Genomic DNA, 23,480 nt, shown 5'->3' on the forward strand with positions numbered 1-23,480 from the left:
TTTTTTAATTTAACACCTATATTTGCATTTAACTCATTGAATTTAAATGAAATTTTAAAAATTATAAAAGAGTGATTTAGGTCTGAAATTCCAGATGGATAATATTGTGAGTGAGGAGTTAATTAGTAAATATATGCCCTAGAAATCGAGTCGAATACTGTCCATATATTTAAGCTTGGTTATCAATAAGTTGCTATGCAACGAATAACAATAAAACAATATTTATTATTAGGGTTTATATGAAAAGCACATTCAAACTGTCTTTAGCTGCTGTTTTAGTTTCTTCTGCAATGGGAGCTCATGCAGGCATTGCCATTGTTGATACAGAAGAAGGGAACTTCTCTGTTGGTGGTAACGTTGAGCTGAACTTCAACTACCAAGATAGAGAGTCAAACGATAACGGTGACGCAGAGTTCAACCAAGATGGTCGAGTTCTGATTGAGTTCGCTGGCGAAAAGTACACTAGTAATGGTCACTATGTTGGGGTTAAAGCACAGCCTCTATTTGAAAGCACAGGCAATGTCGCACTCGATGATGCCTACTTTGAGTTCGGAAAAAAAGACGGGTGGGCGATCAAAGCGGGTCGTTTTGAAGCCTACGATATGTTCCCTGTCGGCCTCGATGTTTTCCTAGAGTATTCAGGTGATACCTCAAATGAACTTTATACGGGTGGCAGCGCTTATGTGTATCAGATGAAAGAAGCTCGCGGTCGTGGTTCTGATGGTCAATTGATGTATAGCCAAAGTTTTGGGGATCTATATGTCGAGGTTGGTACGATGATCGGTGACCGCTCTGACTTGTTCTCTGATAGCTACCATGGTGTGGAAGTAGACCACGATAACGCCAAAGACGCGTTCCTTGTTCGCCCGGTTGTGTCATACAAAATGGGTGACTTTACTGTTGCAGCCTCAATGGAAACTAACTTAGTTAGCGATGCTGTTGTCGACACTTCGGGTAAAGATATCTCTGACCGAACAGGTTACGGCCTAACAGGTAATTGGTCTAATGATTCTTGGAGCGTTAACGCTAACTTTGCTTACTTAGATGCTGTCGATGAGACCAATGCAACCGCGGGTTTGAACGCGCTTTATAACAACTTCGGTATCGGTTACATCTATGGTGCGAACGAATATGATTCAACATGGGCGAAAGGTGATGTGACGGTTAACACGGGTTACGCATCTTATGAGTTCCAGAATGTACTCGAAGTACAAGACTTCTCTGTTCTTCTTGGTACTTACTACACGACGGTCGACAACGAAACGACCAATACATCTGCGTTCTCTGAAGACGATGATTTTGGTGCTCGCGTACGTTTGTACTACGAATTCTAATATCAGTTGATTTAAGTCTACTGACAACCCGCCACTGTGCGGGTTGTTGTTTTTAGGGAGATACGTAAGCTAGAGAAATTAAACGTGGGAAGACAAAGTGGCTCAATACAAATTAAACCGTTACTTTTTGTCTCGGAAGCTCATGCTCTCACTGTTAAAAGGCGTGTGGTAGGTGCATTGATAGTTGATGTCGATGATATCGCTGACGATGAATAGATCCCCTGATGCTAAGAAACCTCGGTTGGTGATATTCATCGCCGCCGCATTTTTTTTGCAGCCGAGCAACTCTGCATCTTCCTTAGATACATTGATCGCTTGATACGTCGTTAAGTAGCTATCGATCTGTAGGCCTTTCGCCAATGCATGTTTCTGGATTGAGCTTTCAATGATCTCGGCATTCATCTCTGGGAAGACGCTAACAGGTATCTTGGCTTCTTCTATCTGAACTACTTTGTTGTTAATCAATCGAAGGCGTCTAATTTTCCAAATGTAGTCATTGTCGTCTAAAGAAAAAATCTGCTGTTCGTGGTTATCGGGTAGCGCTTTATTCAGTTGGAGTTTTTTATAAGAGATCTCTTCAAAACTGTTTTCAGTAATGGAGTTGTACACCAGTGGTGTACCAATGAGAGAAGTGTTGACGAAGTAACCAGAACCCACCTTAGATTTCACTATGCCAATAGCCTCTAGCTTGGCTAGTGCTTTACGAATCGTGAAACGAGATAATCCATATATTTCAGACAGTTCTCTTTCTGCAGGAAGCTTATGGCTGATACTGTTTTGGCAAATTTTGCTCACAATATCTTGAACAACTAATTCATATTTTTTCATTCTAAAAACTTAAAAAAGCACTCATGGTGATTAAATTATAGTTAACTAAATCAGATACTCAGCGCATTCCGAACTAGCCAATAATTCTAACATAGAAGGCCAATTAGATGATGAGAAATGAGCCGTGTTCGATTGTTAAAATACTTCTGACGGTGCATCGACAATCGTTTCATCTAAAGCTGATCTATGTTGATGGTTGTATTGTTTTGAATATTGATAAGGCCGTCGTAATGATGGCCTTTTTTGTATTCTATTGATTGTATATTCTACCCAAGGCTTTTAATTTATAAACGTTCACTATGAATCTTGATGTGCGGCACTTTGTGTCGATTTTTCATCAATGACATGGTGATAATGGGAGTGTGTATGAGTTCTAATGAAATCAAAAATGTGGTGTTTGATGTAGGCAATGTCATTGTGCGTTGGGCACCTCTGGAAATTGCCCGGCTTACTTTTGGTGATACTGAAGAATTGGAGTCTCGAGCTCGTTCTATTTTTCAAAGTACGATTTGGATGGATTTGAACAAAGGGTTCTTGACCGAAAGTGAGGCCAAGCTTCGTTATCAACAAGAGCTCGACTTGTCCCCGTTAGAGTGCGATCGCCTGTTTTACTACGTTAAGCAAACGCAAATCTTACTGCACGGTTCAGTTGAACTCATCGAGCGTGTAAAGCGATCGGGTTATGGTGTGTACGCGCTTACCGACAATGTGGTTGAGATTGTTGAATACTTAAAAAATACTTATCAATTTTGGGCGTTGTTTGATGGTGCGGCAGTATCTGCTGAACTTGGTTTGCTTAAGCCACAACCTGAAATCTACCAAGCGCTGTTATCTAATTATGGGCTCAAAGCTTCAGAAACCGTCTTCCTCGATGACATGCCTTATAACGTTGAAGGTGCGAGAACTGTGGGTATGGCGGCTATCCAGTTTACTAATGCTGTTCAGTGTGAAAATAGCTTACAGGCGCTTGGCGTTAATTTAATCGATTGACGCCTTGGCGAATGAGTTAAATTTGAGGATGTAGAAAATGGAAAGATACCCACCTAAGTCTATCGTTGCATTCTTGTTTTTGACTATATCGGCGCTGGTTTTAGTGGTGGCTGTCGTGCTTCAAATCCGCGGTGAGCAAGCATGTGATGGTTGCTATGAATCAGATAAGGGGCAGTTCAAGTATGTTCTTTACGATGGAACGTCACCCTCCGTTATCCCAAGCATTCATAATACCTTATTGATTAACCGCACTCCCTTAATGAAAACGTTCGATCTTGATTCTATGCCGCCAGTCACCGTTAGGGTGTGGCGAAACCAAAAGGCCTATTTAGACGAGCAAGAAAGATGCACCGGATATCGATATGCGTTCTCGACGGGGTATATCGAACCTAAGAGTAATGAGATTAGGTTGCTCTATTTTGGTGGTGAAATTCATAAAACCGCTCTACATGAGTTTGTACATTTGCTGACTCTGCAAGTAAATCCGAATTTTGCAAACAATCCACGGTGGTTGTGGGAAGCGATCGCTATCTATAAGTCGGAAGATTATTGGTTCCACATGAGTAACAGACATGCCATCAGTCGCCGTTTCGATGGTCTGGCTCAGGACTTATACAACAAGCCGAACAGTAGCTCGGCGGTTTATGAACTTGGCTATACGGTCGGTGAGTTTATTGAACGTTCATGGGGAGAAGAGGCGTTTGTTGATCTCATTAAGAGCAATGGGGATCCCTCACAGCTTACCGATCAGCCAATAGCATCGCTGTTTTATGATTGGGAAAAATTCGTCAAAACTACGTATTTGAGTGGCCCGAAAAGTGAGTATGAAAAAGCCATGGAACGAAGTCCATTCGATAGAAGAGACACGGTAAACTAATCAAAAAAGAGGTGATGTTTAATTAAAAACATCACCTCTTTTGGTATTCATTTGGGTTTGTTGCTTCGTGTTTATTCGTTGTCGTTACTTGGTTGCTCAGTGTTCAAATGTCGAATCAACTTCGCCGGTGTGCCACCGTATAGACAGTCTGGCGGTACGTCGCTGTTGACCACAGAGTTAGCCGCGATAACAGAGCGAGCACCAATAGTCACATCTTGGTTGATGACTGTGTTTCCGCCAATCCATACATCGTCTTCAACGATAATTGGAAAGCAGAAGGTTTCCCATTTACGACGACTACGGTGATCCAGAGAGTGAGAAGCCGTATAAAACTGAACACTTGGCCCCACCAAAACATTGTTACCAATCTTGATGTTCGCGCCATCAAGCATTACCACGTTCATATTGATGAAGGTATCGTCACCAATCTCGATGGTTTTACCAAACTCACAATGGAAAGGAGGACGCACAACACTGCTGCCTATTTTGCCAAATAGATTTGCTTGAAGGCTCGGTTGTTGAGTGTCGTCGGAACATTGATTGAAATCTGTCAGAGCTTTACTTGCATGAGTGCGCATTTGGTCAATTTCATGATCGGCACCGTCAAAAACTTCGCCAGACAGCATTTTTTCGAGTTCTGTTTTCATTATTTATATCTTCCGAATCAATATCGGTATTAGCATACGGATATACAGACATAAAAAAAGAGAAAAGCCTCAGCCTTTCTCTTCCTATTTTTTTGCCCTTGAGCACCAATGCCAAGTGAGACTAGCAATTCAGCAATAGGCACGCTTTACCAAATTAGATTTGCTCAACGAAACCCATTAGGTGCTGTTTCACTTCATCTGAAGCAAACGCGCTCTCTACAGAGTACTTGTAGATTTCTGCGTAATCTTCTTTTGTTAGGCCGAATGTTTCACACACACGCTTCACTTCGTTGGTCATGGTTGTGTTCGACACAGTGCGGTTGTCTGTGTTGATCGTTACAACGATACCGTCTTTCTTGAATTCAGCAATTGGGTGATCGCTGAATTGGTGAATACATTTAGTTTGAACGTTACTTGTTGGGCAAGTCTCAAGTGCAACCTGCTTCTCTTTAACGATGTTGTACGCATCTTCGTTGCCTTGGATGTGAACACCGTGACCGATACGCTCAGCGTCTAGCATAGTTACTGCATCGTAAACGTTTTGACCATGCCATTGCTCACCAGCGTGAACTGTCACACGGTAGCCTTGCTCGATAGCGTATTGCGTGTATTCCGGGAATTCAGCGCAGAAGCCTGGCTTTTCACCGCCTGCGATATCAAACGCAACAACACCTTTACCAAGGTAAGGTTTACCTGCGTCGATCACGTCTTTGATTGAGTCTTTAGGGAACATACGCAGTACAGACATGATGTAGTTGCCCTTGATGTCGTATTTCTCTTCAGCACGCTTCATGCCTTTTACTGCGCTTGCAATGATCGTATCAAGAGACAGACCTTTGTTTACGTGCAGGATTGGCGCAAAGCGAACTTCTAGGTACTTAACGTTTTCTAGTGCTGCGTCTTCGTAAAGCTCAAAAGAGATGCGTTCAATTGCTTCTTCAGTCTGCATTACTTGTAGTGGCAGGCTGAAACAAGCTAGGTACTCATCTAGGTTTTTGCAATCTTCTGGCACAGTTAGAGATTGAACAACCGCATCGCGATCTTCAGGTAGTTCGATATTGTACTGTTTTGCTAGGTCAATAATCGTATCTGGGCGAACACTTCCGTCTAGGTGGCAGTGCAGATCAATCTTAGGGAGTGCTAGAAAGTTCATGAGTATTCCTTAGGTTTATTATTTTTTGAGTTATTAACTCATAGGTTACATGGGCTTAAATTAACAAGTTTGTGATATGATTTAAAGTGACATAAAGTCATCATTAATCTGAATCTAAGGAATATCATGGTAGATGTTAAAAGCTTACTCAAATGTGATATGAATTTACTGTTGTGTTTACACGTGTTGCTTGAAGAGCGCAGCGTGAGCAAAACGGCAGAGCGATTATTCCTTAGTCAGTCCGCGGTGAGTAAACAACTCACTAAGCTACGTTCTTTGTTTGATGACCCTTTGTTTGAACGTGAGTCAAAAGGCCTGTTTCCAACCCCGAAAGCCACCTCTTTAGCGCCTAAGATTCATCAGATCCTTCTGCAAGTTGAACAGCTAACCGTGCCGGACATTTTTGAGCCGAAAGACAGCGAACGCACTTTTAATATCGATCTTGTCGAAACCGCTTATACCGCGATTTACCCTAAATTTATGCCTAACGCGCTAGCAGATGCGCCGAAAATTACGGTAAACAGCACAACTTGGAGTAGCGAAACCTTTAAGCGCTTACTAAAGCGTGAGGTCGATTTTGGGATTGGGATTTTTGAGCTTGATGAAAGGGCGAGTACTCACATTCAAAATATCCCTGCTGAGCTAAACCATGTCGAGTTGCTGCAAGATTACTCTGTGTGTTTGATGCGCAATGATCACCCAGTGCTTCAAGAAGAATGGAACCTGCAAGCCTTCCTTAAATACCGTCATATTCAGTTAGTGACCGGTGGCGTTGGCGACTGGCTGCTACTGGAAATCTTGCAAGCCAAACAGCTCCAAATTAACAAAGCCGCCAACGTGTCGGACATCACCAGCGCAGTAAAGTTGTGCAAACAAAGCGATTTGCTGATGTGTTATCCGTACAACTCGGTTCGTGACTATATTGAGAGTGGCGAACTGGTGATGAAACCGATTCCCATTGAGTTGGTTCCCGGTGGTTTGTTTCTGCTTTGGCATCGTTACTTTGATTCTGAACCAAGCCACAAATGGCTTCGCGACCTCATAGTCAATAAGACCCAAGAACCTCAGCTGTAAACCGCGAGCTACGATGATCAAAACGGCGAAATAAGTTTTTTTAAATTTATTTCGTCTTTTTAGAATGAGCACCGTCTTATTACGGGTGCCAAATGCCCGCCAAGAATGAGATATCTAAATGAATTCAATGCCATCGATTCCGCAACAAGTTATTGAAGATGCTTGTGAGTGGGCAATTATGCACGGTGTCGCTTTTCGTCAGTCTGACAATACCGCGAGACATTGCCCTTTTAGCCTTGCTCCAATGAGTATTGAGCGTGAGGTTTTTGAACACCTGTTGAAGGTGACCCCGCTTATCACCAAGCTCATCAATAATGTGTCTGAAGACCACGACTTTTTACAGTCATCATTGAGCGATATGGCGAAAGCCGATCCGTTTTTTGGTCGTCTGATGGAGTTGCACCGACAAGCCCATGGCAGTGCGGATGAGCGCTTGAATCCAGCGCGTCAACCTTTGTTGTTGATGCGTACTGATTTCATGGACGATCGCCAACACGGTGCTAAAGTGATTGAGTTTAATGGCATTGCGGCAGGGATGGCGCCTTTTGGTCAGCGAGCAACAGAATTTCACTCATTCATGCAAAACCAATGGCCAAACGTTTATAACCATTGGTTGGAAGATCCGTCAGCAACGCCAGCTGAAAACCAAGGTTTAACCCAGTTGGCTTATGGTATCGCAAATGCTGCAAGGCAAGTGAAAGCCGACTTCAATGAGCCAGATAAACCGGTGTTCTTGATGGTGGTGCAGAAGAACGAAGACAACGTTTATGACCAACATTTGCTTGAAGTCGAGCTTCAAAAACAGGGCATTCGCACGGTTCGTCGTACCTTTGAACAATTGAGCTGTCAGCTTTCATCGGGTGATAATCAACGCTTGTTATTGAAAGATATCGGCGCTGTCGATGTGGTGTACCTAAGAGCTGGCTATCAGTATTCAGATTACTGGGCTCCAGAACTCAACGAATCGGTTTGTTGCCACACGCTAAGTCAGACTCGCTTATTTATGGAACAACACCATGTCGCAATGAACGCGACTATCAGCCAACAGTTAGCGACCAGCAAAACCATGCAAATGCTGCTGACCATGATGCCAGCAGCAGAATACGCAGGCTGGGGTTTAACGCTAGAAGAAGCGGAATTGGTGAAGAGTGTTTTAGCCGACATGAAGCCAATCACCCGTGAATCGATTGAATGGTTTAACACACAAGCTGATAAGCAAGAATGGGTGCTAAAAAACCAAGGTGAGGGCGGCGGTCATTGTGTATTTGGTGACGATATCAGTGAACAGCTGAGGCAACTTAAGCCAGAAGAGTACGACGCGTGGGCATTGATGCAGCGTTTGTACCCGCATGAGCGTGACGTACCGACTATTGCAGTGCGTGACACCCAGCAAACACTTGTAACAGATCTAGTCAGCGAGGTCGGCCTATTCACCGCTTACTTCAAAGGTGAACCAGTAACAGAGCTAGACGGCTATGCGGGCTATTTGATCCGCAGCAAACCCGCTAGCGAAAATGAAGGTGGAATCCACAGTGGCAAAGGGATTCTCGATTCGTTGGTGTTGATTGATTAGTTGAATCTGCGTTAAAAAACCAGAATTCATGTTCTGGTTTTTTTTGTATCTGGTCCTCTTGAAGATTGTGTCTATGAATCTCACTATTGACATGGGTAGAATGGTTGTTCTACTCTGTATGTAGAACAATCATTCTACCTGTTGTCGGGTATTAAGAGAGCACTATGTTGAGAGAACAGATTGCAGCAAGCCTTGAAGTGGCGTTCAGCCAACAAGGTTTTGCGGAACCGAGCGTTGCACAGCTGAAAACCGCGTGTGGTGTGAGCCTAAGAACCCTTTATAAACACTTCCCTTCAAAAGAAGCGATGATCGTTGGTGCCTTGGAATATCGACACCAACGTTACCTAGATTTCTTGTTGGAAACGTCTCCTGAAAAGGGTCTCGAATCGGTTACTCATATCTTCAACAAGCTCCAACAATGGTTAGAAGAGTATGCGCCGCACGGGTGTATGTCGATGAATGCGATGGCCGCGTTTCCCGATAATGAGCTTATCAGCCAAGCGGTTACACAGCATAAAGAACAAGTCCGTTTGCTAATAGGCAAGCAGAGCCTGCGAGATGATCTCGCGACACCACTGTTTTTACTTCATGAAGGCGTATCAAGCGCGTGGCCAGTATTAGGCGAAGAAGCGGTGGCATCAGCACAGAATATGGTTACAAAATTACTCGAGGAAACACGATGAAATTCGAAATACCGAAAACAATGAAAGGTGTAGAGATGTTGGGGCACGGAGGAGCAGAAATGCTTGGCTACCGCGAAGATATCGCGGTTCCTCAAATCGAACCTAATGAAGTGCTGATCAAAGTGATGGCAGCAGGCGTTAACAATACCGATATCAACACACGAATCGGCTGGTACTCAAAAAGCGATGACTCAGACGATGCAAGTTGGTCGGGTGAAGCGTTGAAGTTCCCTCGTATCCAAGGTGCTGACGTGTGTGGTTTCATCGTAGCAGTCGGCAATGAAGTCTCTGCTGACCGTATTGGTGAGCGTGTTCTTATCGAACCTTGTTTAACAGAAGTATACGGACGAGATCTGCCACAGCCATGGTATTTCGGTTCTGAGTGCGATGGTGGGTTCGCTGAATACACCAAAGTTGCAGCGAAGCACGCTTATGCGGTGAACAGCACCATGTCGGATGTTGAACTAGCATCTTTCCCATGTTCTTACTCAACAGCAGAGAACATGCTAACTCGCGCGAATGTGGCTGAAGGTGATCGCGTGCTTATCTCTGGCGCATCGGGCGGTGTGGGCTCGGCGGCGATTCAATTGGCGAAAGCGCGCGGTGCTTACGTGATTGCGATTACTAGCCCAAGCAAGAACCAACAGCTACTTGAATTGGGAGCTGATGAGGTGATTGCTCGTGATGCTGATTTGGTCGCAGTCTTGGGTGAAAGCAGCGTTAACGTTGTGATCGATTTAGTCGCCGGTGACAAGTGGCCAGAGTTTCTTGAAGTTCTAAAACCGCATGGCCGTTATGCCGTATCTGGTGCGATTGGTGGTGCGATGGTCGAGCTTGATGTTCGTACTCTGTACCTGAAAGACCTTAGCTTTTTTGGTTGCACAGTTTTAGAACCGCAAGTATTCCAAAACTTGGTTAACCGCATTGAGAAACAGCAGATTAAGGCGATTGTTGCGGAATCTTTCCCGTTGGCTGAAATTCATACTGCACAAGATGAATTTTTGAAGAAAAAACACGTCGGTAAGATCGTACTAGAAGTAGCAGAGCGCTAGTTTTAAGTCAGCTTCACAATTTAGATTGATGGAAGAGTGAGCAAGCTTTATTTGCTCGCTCTTTTTGTTCCTGGCGAATACCGAGGAGCTGAGCAAATTGTTGGGTAACAGATCCTATACAGCTAAAAGATTAATGATTCATTTATCACTGTATGGTTTATGAGTTGCCTGTGCGATAATCACCGCCGTTATATATCCCGGTCTATGTTGTATTCATCTAGGAGCTGTATTGATGTTTAAAAGGGTATTGCAGGCGCTATTTTCCCCTTTCGTTGCTAATCAAAGTAATCAAAGTTATTGTTCAAAAAGTGCCTATCAACAAGCTACCTCCCAAAAAACCACCTCTGAGCAAGAAAACGATAAAGCAGAGCAAACCACTCCTCGCACTTCAATCTTTGTTCCGCCTTCGTCTGCGCAGCCATCATCACTCATTGTCGATAAAACGATAAGCCTTCACGATGGCGAGTTTCTTGATTATCTGTTTGGAGAATCACGCCTAAGAACAGAGTCTGACCCGTTTAGCGACTTTGTGGCTTGCCAAATCGAACGCTTGATTCGTTCTCCGAAAGCGCTGCTTAACGAGTTGCCCGTTATGCCTGCCTCTGTTACCACATTAATGGGTGAATTACAGGGCGACGAGTTTGATGTCGAGGCATTGCTAAGGGTGATTGAGCGAGAGCCGAGCATGGCAGCCGATGTGATTAAACTAGCGAACAGCGCCTACTACAAGCGCAGCGAAAAGCAGGTAACTGATCTAAAAACCGCATTCTTAAATATGGGTTCTCAAGGTTTGGTAGAGGGTGTGGTTAATTCTTACATGAAGAATTTTACCCCGGGCAACAATATTTACTGGCGCCATTTCGGTGAGAAAATTTGGAATCACAGCATTCAAACGGCTTCTTTTTCAAAGGAGTTAATGAAAGAGTCGCCATCTCAAGAAGATCAGGCTAGCGCCTATTTTATTGGGTTGATCCGTAACCTAGGTAAGATGATCATTTTCCAAATGATGGTGGAGGCTTTCAAGCATGTTGACCCTTCGGTTCCGCCTAACTCATTTGCATTGAAGCGTTTGATCAACAGCTACTCCATTCGTTTGACTTACACCATTGCTAAGTTTTGGGAAATGCCGGAGTCGGTACTGACAGTGATTGGTTATCAAGAGTCGAGCCGATACCAATGCACACCACTTGGTCAAGCTGTGTTTGAAGCGAACTACCTAAGTGAACTGAAATACTTATTGGAAGAGCAGGTGATTGATATTGAGCAGTTTAAAGCGCGATGCAAAGAAACGCTGACGTCACCCGCCGCCTACAAGGTGGCTAATCGCATCTATAAAGAGTCTGTGGTCGCGCTGGCTGGATAAGCCATTGGTGTTGTTGTGTTGATTGTGGATGCTGATTTATAGCAGTTCATTGTGAATGGTCTTACGAATGAGTAAGACCATTTTGCTATTAATTGAAGCCGCTACGATCTGCACGAATTTGGTCTAAGGGATTTCAGACAGTTCTTGCTTTAAGCAATCAATTTTACGCAGTTCTTTTTCGATCTTACTCTCATACTTTCGAATCTTATCTGCTCTATCGTCTCTTTGGGCTTCTTCTAAGTCGGCTTGGTATTCAGCTAAATCTTGTTCGTTAGATTCAATGTTCTCGAGAATCTCGTCTTTCAAACCTTCATTGGTACAGTTCTCTTTCGCCGCTTTCAACGCTTTTGTTAATCGCTCCACTTTGTACTTATTGTCGTACTGTTCCGCTTTCTTAATTTGATATTCGATCTCGCAGAATTTCTTCTCACAGCCCACAAGTGTGTCGCATTGGGTGCTTGCCATACTGTTAAAAGAGAGTGCGCAAAGAAACAGTATTGAGCCTTTTAGTTGTCGATTCATGATTTACCTTCTACCGGGTCTATAGAATTTGAGCAGAATTTTCATCGTAATTTAACACTCGAGTGCATTGCTATTGGCAGAGGAATGTTAAAGATAAGCCTTTGTGCTTAATGGCTTATCTCTGTTAAGGATAGAATCAAATATGGTTAATCCACAACTTCTCGAGATTGCACCAACCAAATCCATTTACTTGAGCACCTTGTATCTTTTCAGATACCTCTAAATTGAAGGTCTCTTGCTTAAGTTCAACCACAACCCCAGCTTCATTCAGCCAGTGCCTAAGTTCTAACAGTCTATTGATTGCGGGCTTGAGGTTTGGCTCGTGTCTAATTGCAGTTAAAGCTTGTTCGATGGTATTGAGCATCTCGGCGGGCAGCGATAGGTCTCCAAAAGGGAAACGAGTAAAGAAGTTGAACCATGAGGAAAAGGTGTCGTTTTCATCAATAATGCTGCACAGCGTAATGTCTTTGGTAGCCGTGTAGTACCCATATTCGACACTGGTTTTTTGATCGCCAGATACTGACAACTGCTCGAAAAGAGCTTGGCATTCAGAGGTGTCCTCAACAGTGAACTTACGAGTGGTTTTGGACAACTTCGGGTTTTGAATCTTAAAGAAGATTGACCTGCAATTCTGTAGATCTGAATTACTCGCGCCACTCACCTTTACCGTTTTCTCTGGCATTTTGACGCATACTTGGTTTTGCGCACACGCCTTAGTTTGTGACCATTCAGGATAGACCCAAAGTTCGACTCGATTGAGAATAGGTGTGCTGTGTGAGTAGGCGTTGTTGCGGTTTAACCTAAGCATCTTGCTTGAGAAAATCTCCAACGCGAAAGCACCTGAGCCGATAAGTTTATCGTCTGATGTGTGCTCATATATCGAAGCCTCAGTTCTAGCCAGTAATCGAGGTAAATGCCAATCAGGCTCGCTAAGAGTCACTTTGATCACATCGCCAGTGACAGCCGATACTTCAACAATATGTTGATAGCATCGATGCCAGAGTTTGCTCTTAGATAGTGAGGAGAGACATCGTACTACGTCTTGGGCTTCAAGCGTTCGACCACTATGGAATTGAACACCATTACGAACTTGGAAATGCCAAACGGTAGCATTTTCATTGGGTTGCCAGTGATAAGCTAAATTACCGCTCAGCTTGCCTTGTTGAATAGAGGTTAGGCGCTGGCAAACCTGCATCACTAAGAAACGTTCAGTACGCCTTAGTACACGCTGAGGGTGAAGCGCTTCTAGTTCACGGTGGAAGGGGATGTACGCGACGCTTTGTGCCGATTGACTAGCGCTATTTAGAAAGGCTTGCAGTTCTGTACCAGCATTGCGTCCATTAAAGCTTAAGGTGCTGAAGACCTGCTCGATGTTGCCGGAATCTGCTTGGCTTTGTGCGTATTGGTGGCACGCTTCCATCGGCTCAATCAGACACGTGAGTTGTGCCTTTTTATTGCGTCCTGAACTGGCTTGCCACTCAATCCAGCCTTGCGCTGTCATTGCTTTGAGTAGAGTTTGAACGTGACGCTCACTCACATGTAGAAGCGTTGCGATTTGACTGACTTGGCAGCGTGATACTCCAGGCCCAAAAGCCTGAAATATCTTTTCGTACAGTTCAAGCTTGCGCTTTAGGTTGCCCAATTCGAATTCCTAAATGTTAGGTTGAGTTAAGTGTTGGTAGCCTGCATCAGCGAGCGCTTTTTCCATGGTTTCAAGAACCTGTGCACTTATCTTTGAGCTTAGGATATCAGACTCAAGTTTGCCCTCTAATACAAGTTGCGAGAAGTGCTCGATTTGATACTCGAACCCATTACCTTGAACGGGGTGCTCGATGGTGAAGGTTTCATGTTTGTACTCCACCGTTATATGGGCTGGGTTCCACCATTTCTCTTTAATCGTAATGGTGATATCTGGGCCCGTTAATCGCGCTGCGCGCGGCAGATTGTGTACCGTTGAAGCAGATATGGTCGCGTTGATCTCTCCAGAGAACTGGAAGCACGAATCGGTATCTACATTCGAACCTTCATAGAGGCTCGACATTTCGACTTTAGGTAGAGAAGGCGTAATCCCAAGAGTGCTACATAAATCGTAGAAGAACCACAGACCATACACTCCAACATCAAGTGTTGCCCCGCCAGCTAAATCTGGGTTGAAGATAAACAGGTTAGGGTCGTAGTCGTGCTCATTACCAAAGCTGGCTTCTATCGAATCAAGCTTAATATGGTTGCTGGTTAAAAATGATGTAAGCTCGCGATAAGCTGGGAATACGACGGTCTTCATCGCCTCTAGCAACATTACTCCATTTTGCTCTGCCAGAGCTTTCATTTCTAACCAATCACCAAGGTTGGTGAAGGCAGGCTTTTCTACCAGTACGTGTTTTTTATGGTTTAGAAATAGTTCAGCTAGAGGCTTGTGATACGGGTGTACCGTGGCAATGTACACCGCTTCAACACCTGGATCTTGAGCCATGGCTTCATAAGATCCATAAGCCTTATCGCAATCAAACTTATTAGCAAACAGATCCGCTCTTGATTGGACGCGTGCTGACACCGCGTAGAGTTCGCCAAATGAGCAGTGCTCTGTTAGCGCTGTGGCGAATCTATTCGCGATATTGCCGAGCCCTGCGATACCCCATTTAATCTTACGTTGCGTGTCACTCATCACTTACTCCAATCGTTGTTTTGTCTCAGTGTACTTAGGGGCGTCACAAACAAATAGAGAACAGATTTTTCAATCTGTTCTCTATTTTTGTAATTCTAATCGAAAGGGCGGTTTTAGCTTTGTGTGGAGCGCTTCCAATCCGCTAGAGCTTGAATGTGTTTTGGCCCTATACCGCAGCAACCACCAACAATATTGGCACCAAGTTCGTGCCAGCGTTTTGCGTAAGTTAAGTAACCTTGGCCATTTAACTCGCGCATCTCTTGAAGCATGTCATTAGCTTCATGCTCGCTGCTGATCGGCGCAAAGTTATTTGCATAGACACCGATTTCTAGATCTTGACCTAATTCGACCATTACCTGTTTGGTATCGATAATCGCTTGATCCATTACTTCCGGTACTGAACAGTTAAACATAATGCCTGTCGCGTTTGACTGGCAAGCCAGTTTGACGGCTTCTTTTACGCTCTCACCTGAACGAATAGACGCAGAGTCGCCTTTGGTATCTTCTAAGCTAAAGGCGTAGTAACACGGTTTCGTTGATTGCTTCAGTACCGTATGAATGGATTCAAACTCTTGTATGCTGCATAGGGTTTCTACTAACCATAGGTCGATATTTGGTTCTTGTGCATCATAGAGGGTTTGAATGATAGATGCCGCTTGTTCGACTTTGAATAAGTCAGGTCGGTAGCTACCAAATGGTGGTGGAATAGAGCCTGCCACTTTGACCGCTTGAGGCGCTTGGTCAGCAACTGCTCTAGCTAATTCGCCAGATAGCGCTGCTAGCTCGAATCCTCTTTGTGCGAACAGTTCTTCACCCAAATGAAAAGGCACACACGCATAGCTGTTGGTAATTATGATTTCAGCGCCTGCATCGACAAAATTTTGGTGCGCTTGGCTAACAAAATCCGGAGCTTCAATCAGCGCTTGAGCGCTCCAAAGAGGCTGCGAGAAGGGTGCGCCAATTTCTTTGAGTTCTCGGCCCATGCCGCCATCAAGTATGGTGAGTGTTTTCATATTCAATACTATCTAAAACAATTGCTGAAGTTCTGCCGTCACCATATCAGACAACCTTGCTTGACTAAAGCTGTCCAAGCACGAGGTTTTTAACTAAGCCGATACTGCATAGATAGGAATAATAAAATTTTGTACCTCTGGCGCTATGTTGTATTAGATTTGGGGGATATATTATTAATCTAGGGCTAGTGATTAATTCGAACTCACAAGTTGTAGAGGAAAGTGCATTGAAGTTAACGAATAAGCTCGTGCGTTACCCGCACATTGATGTTGATCGTGCGTTTGAAAAAGAAGATGAGCTATTGCAGCAGATTCAGAATGGTGAGATTGGACAAGCCTTAATGTTGTGGCAAGCCAAAACGCCGACACTTGTTTTGCCTGCAGGTAAAAAGTGGCCAGTAACGTTGGAATCTAGAAAGCAGCTTGAGGCACAAGGTTGGCAACTCTCTTCGCGTAAAACGGGTGGTGCTCCCGTTCCCCAGTTACCGGGAGTCATTAACCTATCGCACATTTATCATTGGCCTTCTGACGAAGCGTATAATATTCAAAAAGCGTATCGACATCTGTGCAATGTCTTGACCCTGTTTTTTAAAGAGTTAGGCGTTGATGTCGATGTACACGCAACCCCGGGTTCTTATTGCGATGGTGACTATAACCTCAATATCAATAAGCAAAAAATAGTGGGTACTGCTCAGCGTGTTTTGTTGAAACACGGGGGCGGTCAAATCGTACTTTCGCAAGCTTGTATCCTATTAGATGTCGACTTAGATAACATCGTTGCACCAGTAAATTTTTATAATCAAATCTGCGGTAACCCAACCGTTGTAGAGCCGCACGTTCATACGCTTTTATCTGGACATGTAACGCCCTTGCCCAACGTAGACTCACTCTTTCAGCAGTTAAGCCAAGCCTTTATTAAGCACGCATAGTGCGAGTCTACTTTAAACTCTATACGAACTAGTTGGGGCACGAAAAATTCCAAAACTATGTGTTGTTGAGAACGAATGGGTTGAAGTTGAGGGAGCGGAAACTTTATAATGTTACTTGTAACATAATAAAGAGTTCAAATAGTTATGACAGAACAGCACAAGAAAACTCGAACCACACTGCAAGATGTGGCAGACAAAGTAGGCGTCACTAAGATGACCGTCTCTCGTTACATGCGCAACCCCGATTCAGTTGCAGCCAAAACTCGCGAGAAAATTGCTGCGGTTATTGAAGAGATGGGATACATCGAAAACAAAGCGCCAGCGATGCTCTCTAAGTCGTCGAGTAAAGCGATCGGTATCTTGCTCCCTTCATTATCAAACCAAATCTTTGCCGCGTTTGTTCAAGGTATCGAAACGGTTACCAAAGAGAACGGCTACGAGACGTTGCTTGCTCACTTTAGCTATGATGCTGTGGAAGAAGAGGAAAAAATTGCTTCGCTGCTTTCGTATCAAGTTGACGGGTTGATATTGACAGAAAGCCACCACACCCCCCGCACGTTACAGATGATCAAGAACTCAGGTGTTTCTGTTGTTGAAACGATGGAACTACCGACAAACCCGATTGATATGGTTGTCGGCTTAGACCACATCGATGCTTCTTATCACGTCGTGAAGCGCATGATTGAAGCGGGAAAACGTTCTATCGCTTACTTCGGTGCGAGGCTCGATGCCCGAACACAATTGCGTTTGCAAGGGTATGATAAAGCGATGCATGAGGCTGGATTAGAGCCTAAGCATGTTTTGACTGAACAGCACTCAAACTTCTCTTTGGCTGAGGATTTGCTTGATCGTGCTCTGGCTGATTACCCAGATCTTGATGGTGTTTTCTGCACCAATGATGATATCGCGATAGGTACCTTGCTTATCGCTCAGCAACGCGGGATAGAAGTGCCGAAACAGCTCGCTGTGGTTGGCTATAACGCGTTAGATATTGGCCAAACCATTCGACCAAAATTGACTAGTGTGGATACCCCACGTTATGAGATGGGTAAAAAAAGTGCTGAGCTACTGCTTGCCCGATTGAAAGGTGAGTCAGTCACGGAAACGGTAGTGGATATGGGCTATCGCATCACTGATGGCGAAAGCGTTTAATCAAATATGGTGGAAACTGAAAGGGGCATCGAAATGATGCCCCTTTTGCTTTTACATTTAAGCGACAACACAGTTAGACGATAAAACTCGCCCCTTGTTCTGCACTTGAAACACTTTGGCGCATGACGCTGAATAAGTTTCGCCCCAGAGTTTGCTCTTCTGCTTTAACCTCAAACTTCTGAGCTTGGCGAGCCTGCATATCGCTGAGGTCATTGAGTTCGCCATTCGTGCAATCTAGGCGCAAGATATCCCCGTCCCTGACAAGTCCAATTGCTCCACCTCGAATGGCCTCCGGCGAGACATGAATCGCAGATGGTATTTTCCCAGAGGCACCAGAGAGGCGACCATCAGTAACCAGAGCGACTTTAAACCCCTGTTTTTGTATGTTGCCAAGAATAGGCATGAGCTTATGCAGTTCCGGCATCCCGTTTGCTGCAGGTCCATTGTTTATCACTACAACAATACAGTCTTTATTGAGTTCGCCTCGCTGATATGCGGCTTCCACCTTATGTTGACAGTCGAAAACCACAGCTGGAGCTTCTATTACACGCTGTTCTTCGGCGACAGCTGAGACTTTAATGACTGCATTGCCTAGGTTTCCAGAAAGCACTCGTGTCCCACCTGTTGCTTGAAAGACGTGTTCCGGCCCCGCGATGACGTCGTGGTCTGCTGATTGTTCACACGTTCGCCAAATCAGCCGTCCATCTTCAATCTCAGGAATACTCATTTGATCTTCAAACGAGCCAAAGGTAGGTGTGACATCTCGGTGCAGTAAGTTGGCTTGATCTAAACGGCGTAACAGCGCGGGAACTCCTCCTGCCGCTTGGAACGCATTCATATCTGCTGGGCCGTTGGGATAAACTCGAGCAAGTAAAGGCACCACATCGGATAGATCGCTGATGTCTTGCCAAGTCAGAATAAATCCTGCTGCGCGTGCTACCGCGACCATGTGAATGCTGTGGTTGGTACTGCCACCTGATGCGAGCAAGGCAACAATGCCATTGATTAAGCTTTTAGCGGTAAAGACTTCAGAAAGCGGGCGGAAGTTTGTGGCTTGTGGTGTCATTGAAGCAATTTCAATGGCGGCATGCTGAGTGAGTGATGCGCGCAATTTAGAGTCAGGGTGAATAAACGCTGAGCCCGGAAGCATTAGCCCCATCGCTTCAAATACTAGCTGATTGGTATTGGCTGTGCCGTAAAAAGTGCAGGTGCCCGCTGAGTGATAAGCGTTGCACTCCATATCCAGTAAGGCACTTTTTCCTACGTTACCAGCCGCGTATTCTTGGCGAATGTGTACTTTCTCATCATTGCTGATGCCCGTTGCCATCAAGCCTGCCGGAACAAAGGCGGTTGGTAGATGCGCAAAAGAGAGCGCGCCCATCAGTTGTCCTGGAGCTATCTTGTCGCAAATACCAAGCAATAGGGTTGAATCAAACACGTTATGACTCAGTGAAAGAGCGGTCGATTGAGCAATCAAGTCCCTTGAAAACAAAGACATATCCATGCCTGGTTGGCCTTGAGTTACCCCATCGCACATCGCGGGAACACAGCCCGCTACTTGAGAGGTGTGGCCGAACTTAGCTAACGCCTTTTTGATCTGATCTGGATAGTGTTGATACGGCTGGTGAGCGCTTAACATATCGTTGTAAGAGCTGATTAACGCCACATTGGATTTGGTGAGATCAAGGATGGATCGTTTCTCATCGGAACAAGACGCCGCGACAGCATGAGCCAAGTTGCCGCAAGAAAGCCCTTTACCACCTTTGCCTGCAGAGGCTTGGTGTTGGGTTCGGATTTGAAACGCTTCACGAGTCTCTTTGCTTCGTTCAATTAATCGTTGAGTCACCGCTTGGATGGTTAGAAGGGTCATGCTGTTTCTGCCTCATCAGTCATTGAAAGCACAATCGCAGCACAGTCCACAACGTCATCAATATCGCCATCAATGCTGATGACAACCGTATCTGGCTCGTGATCGGGTCTTTCTAATGTTTCGAACTGGCTTTTAATCATGTTTTCTTTCATGAAGTGGCCTTGGCGCTGACGCATTCGATGCAAGATCAGGTCAATGTTGCCATCTAAAAAGAGAAAGGTGAGGTTTTTGTTCCCTTCGCGAATTTGGTCGCGGTACTTCTTCTTCAACGCAGAACACACAATAATGCCGTGCTCATTTTTACTTTCTAGGCTGTACGCTGCATCACGAACGCGTTCCAGCCATGGAATGCGATCATCATCATTAAGAGGTTGGCCTGACGCCATTTTTTGAATGTTTGCTCGAGGATGAAGGTCGTCACCATCAATGAACTTACGCCCAAGTTTTTTTGCCAACTGCTCGCCTATCGTGCTTTTCCCACAAGCACTGACACCCATGACGATGACACTACTACCAGCCATAACTCAATCCTCTTAACAAATTTGCGCGTGATCTCAATTTTGAACATCGCTTGTAAATATGGCTTTATCTTATAAGCGTTACCGGTAACTTAAGGAAGTGTGATGAAGGACACAAAACAACAATTCACAACAATTGTGATTGTTTTTGCATCCTACTGACGGAAAATTAGTCACATCTCACTATATTCGCGTTTAAAAATCACTGGAAAGAGATCTTTGGGGGATAAAATGGCCAACGATTACCGCGCAATTGCGAAATCTGTTGTTGAGCATCTTGGGGGCAAGACAAATGTGGCTGCCCTAACACACTGTATGACTCGACTACGATTCGTTTTACACAGCCAAGATGGCGTCGATATCAACAAACTAAAAGTACTGAAAGGTGTGATGGGTGTTGTTGATAATGGAGACAAAGTACAAGTTATCATTGGTAACGAGGTATCGTATGCATACAAAGAAGTGATGGCGCTTTGTGAGCTATCCACTGTATCTGAGTCAGAGGTTCCTGCTAAAAAAGAGAAGCTAACGGCTAAGTCAATTGGTGCGAAAATGTTGGACGCACTGGTTGGTACCATGTCGCCTCTTATCCCAGCAATCATTGGTGCTTCAATGGTCAAACTGCTCGCCATGGTACTTGAGATGCTGGGCTGGGTTGAGCCAAATGCACCTACGTTAATTATTCTGAAAGCTATCGGTGACGGTGCCTTCTTCTTCCTACCTGTTATGGTTGCCGCTTCCGCATCGATCAAATTCAAGACCAACATGTCTCTTTCCATTGCGATTGCCGGCGTCTTAATCCACCCGAACTTTATGGAATTGATGGCGCAAGCTGCAGAAGGCAAGCACGTTGATTTCTTCGGTATCCCAATCACGTCAGTAAAATACACCTACACGGTTATTCCTGTACTTGTGATGACTTGGGCTCTTTCTTACATAGAGCGTTGGGTAGATAGCATTACCCCTGCTGTGACTAAAAACTTCCTGAAACCTATGTTGATCGTATTGATTGCAGCTCCGGTTGCTATCGTACTTATCGGTCCATTTGGTATTTGGGTTGGTACTGCACTTTCAGCGCTTGTTTACACAATTCATGACACATTAGGTTGGTTGTCGGTTGCTATCATGGGTGCACTTTGGCCTCTACTTGTTCTTACTGGTATGCACCGTGTATTTACTCCAACGATTATTCAAACCATTGCTGAGACGGGTCGTGAAGGTATGGTTATGCCTTCAGAAATTGGTGCCAACCTTGGTATGGGTGGTGCGTGTCTGGCTGTTGCTTACAAAACCAAAAACAGCGCACTAAAGCAGACATCATTAGCCGCGGGTGCTTCAGCTATCTTCGCCGGTATCTCTGAGCCTGCATTGTACGGTGTGCTTGTTCGTCTGAAACGTCCACTTATCGCAACAATGATTACTGGTTTTATCGTAGGTGCATTAGCGGGCATGGGTGGCCTTGCGAGTCACTCGATGGCAGCACCAAGCTTGTTTACGAGTGTTCAGTTCTTCGATGTGAATGACCCGATGAGTATCGTTTGGGTGTTCGGTCTGATCGCATTGTCTATTGTGCTGTCATTTGTTCTAACTCTAGTTCTAGGCTTTGAAGATGTTCCAGAAGATGATGCCGATGAGAAAGCAACTTCAGAGCCAGCAAAGAAAGAAGCTGGCAAGGTAGAAGAGAAGACCACTGTAGTGTCCGCTTCTTAATTAGAATTGATTAATTTATTCAGTCACCTTACTTCATCGTAAGGTGACTTTTATTGTTTCCGAGGTATTCGATGTCAAACATTCAATTTCCCGAAGATTTCTTGTGGGGCGGCGCGATTGCTGCAAACCAATCTGAAGGCGCTCACTTAGCGGGTGGTAAAGGCCTAACAACTGTAGATATGATCCCTTACGGTGAGAACCGCATGCCAATTAAGCTTGGTCAGGTTGATAAGGTGACGCTCAGCGAAGACGAGTTCTACCCAAGCCATAACGCGATAGACTTTTATCATCGTTACAAAGAAGACATCGCCTTGCTGGCAGAGATGGGATTTAAAGTGTTCCGCGTATCCATCGCTTGGAGCCGAATCTTTCCAAAAGGTGATGAGCTAGAGCCGAACCAAGCTGGTTTAGATTTTTACCGTGATGTTTTTGAAGAGTGTAAGAAATGCGGCATTGAGCCACTCGTTACCTTGTGTCATTTCGATGTGCCAATGCACTTAGTTAATGAGTATGGCTCGTGGCGCAATCGCAAGATGATTGAGTTCTTTAGCCGTTACGCGAGAACCTGTTTTGAGAACTACAAAGGTTTGGTGAAGTATTGGCTAACCTTTAATGAGATTAATATCCTGCTGGCAAGCCCGTTTTCGGGGGCTGGATTATTGTTCCAAGAAGGCGAAAATCACGATCAAGTGAAATACCAAGCAGCTCACCATGAGCTAGTGGCGAGTGCTTTAGTGACTAAAATTGCCCATGAAGTGGACGAGCAGAATCAAGTGGGTTGCATGTTAGCGGGCGGTAACTTCTACCCTTACTCTTGTAAGCCTGAAGATGTACTCATGGCGATGGAAAAAGACCGTGAGAACCTATTCTTCATCGATGTTCAATCGCGTGGTTATTACCCATCTTATGCTCAAAAGGTATTTGATAACAAAGGTGTGGTACTAGAGACACAAGAAGAAGATTTCGAGATCTTGAAACATACTGTCGATTTCATCTCTTTCAGTTACTACGCTTCACGCTGTGCTTCTGCTGATATGAATGCAGGGAATACGAGTGCAGCGAACGTTGTTAAGTCAATCAAAAACCCTCATCTGCCTGCAAGTGACTGGGGATGGGTGATCGATCCTACTGGTCTTCGTATCACGATGAATACCCTATACGATCGTTACCAGAAACCACTTTTCTTAGTTGAGAACGGCTTAGGCGCTCGTGACACCTTGGATGGCAAGGGTGAAGTAAACGATGACTACCGTATAGATTATCTTCGTCAGCACATTGTTGCGATGCACGAAGCGATGGAAGATGGTGTTCCACTGATGGGGTACACACCTTGGGGTTGTATTGATTTGGTTGCGGCGTCGACAGGGGAAATGAGTAAGCGTTACGGTTTCATTTATGTAGATAGAGACAACCTAGGCAATGGAACTCTGAATCGAATTCCGAAAAAGTCGTTCCATTGGTACAAAAAAGTCATTGCGAGCAATGGCAGTGATTTAGCGTAATCTTCCAGTTCAAAATAAGAGAAACGAA

21 protein-coding genes are annotated in these 23,480 nt (G+C 44.7%); 12 read left to right on the forward strand and 9 right to left on the reverse strand.

Features of this window, described 5'->3' with window-relative positions:
- Positions 1-239: 239 nt before the first annotated feature.
- Positions 240-1,334, forward strand: a complete 1,095-nt coding sequence (locus OH460_RS26000; RefSeq protein ID WP_050620314.1) for a carbohydrate porin — start codon at positions 240-242, stop codon at positions 1,332-1,334.
- A 120-nt stretch (positions 1,335-1,454) separates the two neighbouring features.
- On the opposite strand, the gene OH460_RS26005 is transcribed toward OH460_RS26000, so the two are convergent.
- On the reverse strand, positions 1,455-2,162 hold the full coding sequence (locus OH460_RS26005) for a GntR family transcriptional regulator (protein WP_270000050.1): 708 nt from the start codon (positions 2,160-2,162) through the stop codon (positions 1,455-1,457).
- Positions 2,163-2,528: 366 nt separating this feature from the next.
- On the opposite strand from OH460_RS26005, the gene OH460_RS26010 reads away from it, so the two are divergent.
- Both OH460_RS26010 and OH460_RS26015 read left to right on the forward strand, forming a co-directional pair.
- Positions 2,529-3,152, forward strand: a complete 624-nt coding sequence (locus OH460_RS26010; protein WP_248336250.1) for an HAD family hydrolase — start codon at positions 2,529-2,531, stop codon at positions 3,150-3,152.
- A gap of 37 nt (positions 3,153-3,189) precedes the next feature.
- The gene (locus OH460_RS26015; protein ID WP_270000053.1) at positions 3,190-4,029 is read left to right on the forward strand and encodes a hypothetical protein; all 840 of its coding nucleotides are present in this window, start codon (positions 3,190-3,192) and stop codon (positions 4,027-4,029) included.
- Positions 4,030-4,100: 71 nt separating this feature from the next.
- On the opposite strand, the gene OH460_RS26020 is transcribed toward OH460_RS26015, so the two are convergent.
- The gene (locus tag OH460_RS26020) at positions 4,101-4,676 is read right to left on the reverse strand and encodes a sugar O-acetyltransferase (RefSeq protein WP_270000054.1); all 576 of its coding nucleotides are present in this window, start codon (positions 4,674-4,676) and stop codon (positions 4,101-4,103) included.
- A gap of 154 nt (positions 4,677-4,830) precedes the next feature.
- Positions 4,831-5,829: an adenosine deaminase gene (add, locus tag OH460_RS26025; protein WP_270000055.1), complete on the reverse strand. Its 999-nt coding sequence runs from the start codon at positions 5,827-5,829 to the stop codon at positions 4,831-4,833.
- Between the two features lie 126 nt (positions 5,830-5,955).
- Here add and OH460_RS26030 point away from each other — a divergent pair, with 126 nt between their 5' ends.
- From OH460_RS26030 to OH460_RS26050, 5 genes are all read left to right on the forward strand, one after another.
- Positions 5,956-6,903 (forward strand): LysR family transcriptional regulator, encoded by a 948-nt coding sequence (locus OH460_RS26030; protein WP_270000056.1) that lies wholly within the window; start codon positions 5,956-5,958, stop codon positions 6,901-6,903.
- A gap of 118 nt (positions 6,904-7,021) precedes the next feature.
- Positions 7,022-8,476 carry a glutathione synthase gene (locus OH460_RS26035; RefSeq protein ID WP_270000057.1) on the forward strand — a complete coding sequence of 485 codons (1,455 nt, stop codon included), beginning with the start codon at positions 7,022-7,024 and terminating at the stop codon, positions 8,474-8,476.
- Positions 8,477-8,640: 164 nt separating this feature from the next.
- Complete coding sequence (locus OH460_RS26040; protein WP_061032039.1) at positions 8,641-9,159, forward strand: TetR/AcrR family transcriptional regulator; 519 nt, start codon at positions 8,641-8,643, stop codon at positions 9,157-9,159.
- Positions 9,156-10,211, forward strand: coding sequence for an alcohol dehydrogenase family protein (locus OH460_RS26045; RefSeq protein ID WP_270000058.1), 1,056 nt, complete (start codon positions 9,156-9,158; stop codon positions 10,209-10,211). Before OH460_RS26040 ends, OH460_RS26045 begins: the two co-directional genes overlap by 4 nt.
- 232 nt (positions 10,212-10,443) lie before the next feature.
- On the forward strand, positions 10,444-11,574 hold the full coding sequence (locus OH460_RS26050) for an HDOD domain-containing protein (protein ID WP_270000059.1): 1,131 nt from the start codon (positions 10,444-10,446) through the stop codon (positions 11,572-11,574).
- 123 nt (positions 11,575-11,697) lie between these two features.
- Here OH460_RS26050 and OH460_RS26055 read toward each other — a convergent pair whose 3' ends face one another.
- The 4 genes from OH460_RS26055 to OH460_RS26070 all read right to left on the reverse strand — a co-directional run bounded on the left by OH460_RS26055 (position 11,698) and on the right by OH460_RS26070 (position 15,771).
- Positions 11,698-12,096 (reverse strand): DUF1090 domain-containing protein, encoded by a 399-nt coding sequence (locus tag OH460_RS26055; RefSeq protein ID WP_270000060.1) that lies wholly within the window; start codon positions 12,094-12,096, stop codon positions 11,698-11,700.
- 136 nt (positions 12,097-12,232) lie between these two features.
- A complete protein-coding gene (locus OH460_RS26060) occupies positions 12,233-13,738 on the reverse strand; it encodes an SgrR family transcriptional regulator (RefSeq protein ID WP_270000061.1) in 1,506 nt (501 codons plus the stop codon).
- 9 nt (positions 13,739-13,747) lie between these two features.
- Positions 13,748-14,758, reverse strand: a complete 1,011-nt coding sequence (locus OH460_RS26065) for a Gfo/Idh/MocA family protein (RefSeq protein WP_270000062.1) — start codon at positions 14,756-14,758, stop codon at positions 13,748-13,750.
- 113 nt (positions 14,759-14,871) lie between these two features.
- Positions 14,872-15,771 (reverse strand): homocysteine S-methyltransferase family protein, encoded by a 900-nt coding sequence (locus OH460_RS26070; RefSeq protein WP_270000063.1) that lies wholly within the window; start codon positions 15,769-15,771, stop codon positions 14,872-14,874.
- A gap of 227 nt (positions 15,772-15,998) precedes the next feature.
- Between OH460_RS26070 and OH460_RS26075 the strand changes: the two genes are divergently transcribed.
- Positions 15,999-16,700: a lipoate--protein ligase family protein gene (locus tag OH460_RS26075; protein ID WP_270000064.1), complete on the forward strand. Its 702-nt coding sequence runs from the start codon at positions 15,999-16,001 to the stop codon at positions 16,698-16,700.
- Between the two features lie 144 nt (positions 16,701-16,844).
- The gene (locus OH460_RS26080; RefSeq protein WP_270000065.1) at positions 16,845-17,852 is read left to right on the forward strand and encodes a substrate-binding domain-containing protein; all 1,008 of its coding nucleotides are present in this window, start codon (positions 16,845-16,847) and stop codon (positions 17,850-17,852) included.
- Positions 17,853-17,925: 73 nt separating this feature from the next.
- Here the strand turns inward: OH460_RS26080 and edd are convergent, their stop codons facing one another.
- Both edd and OH460_RS26090 read right to left on the reverse strand, forming a co-directional pair.
- Positions 17,926-19,722, reverse strand: coding sequence for a phosphogluconate dehydratase (edd, locus tag OH460_RS26085; RefSeq protein ID WP_270000066.1), 1,797 nt, complete (start codon positions 19,720-19,722; stop codon positions 17,926-17,928).
- Entirely contained in the window at positions 19,719-20,243 is a 525-nt protein-coding gene (locus OH460_RS26090; RefSeq protein WP_017059452.1) for a gluconokinase, read from the reverse strand. The genes edd and OH460_RS26090 overlap by 4 nt, the downstream gene beginning before the upstream one ends.
- A 228-nt stretch (positions 20,244-20,471) precedes the next feature.
- Here OH460_RS26090 and ascF point away from each other — a divergent pair, with 228 nt between their 5' ends.
- On the forward strand, positions 20,472-21,950 hold the full coding sequence (gene ascF / locus OH460_RS26095; RefSeq protein ID WP_270000067.1) for a PTS cellobiose/arbutin/salicin transporter subunit IIBC: 1,479 nt from the start codon (positions 20,472-20,474) through the stop codon (positions 21,948-21,950).
- Positions 21,951-22,021: 71 nt separating this feature from the next.
- Positions 22,022-23,452, forward strand: coding sequence for a 6-phospho-beta-glucosidase (gene ascB / locus OH460_RS26100; RefSeq protein ID WP_270000068.1), 1,431 nt, complete (start codon positions 22,022-22,024; stop codon positions 23,450-23,452).
- Positions 23,453-23,480 lie beyond the last annotated feature (28 nt).

Source organism: Vibrio sp. Makdt, from assembly GCF_027587015.1.
Taxonomy (GTDB): domain Bacteria; phylum Pseudomonadota; class Gammaproteobacteria; order Enterobacterales; family Vibrionaceae; genus Vibrio; species Vibrio chagasii_B.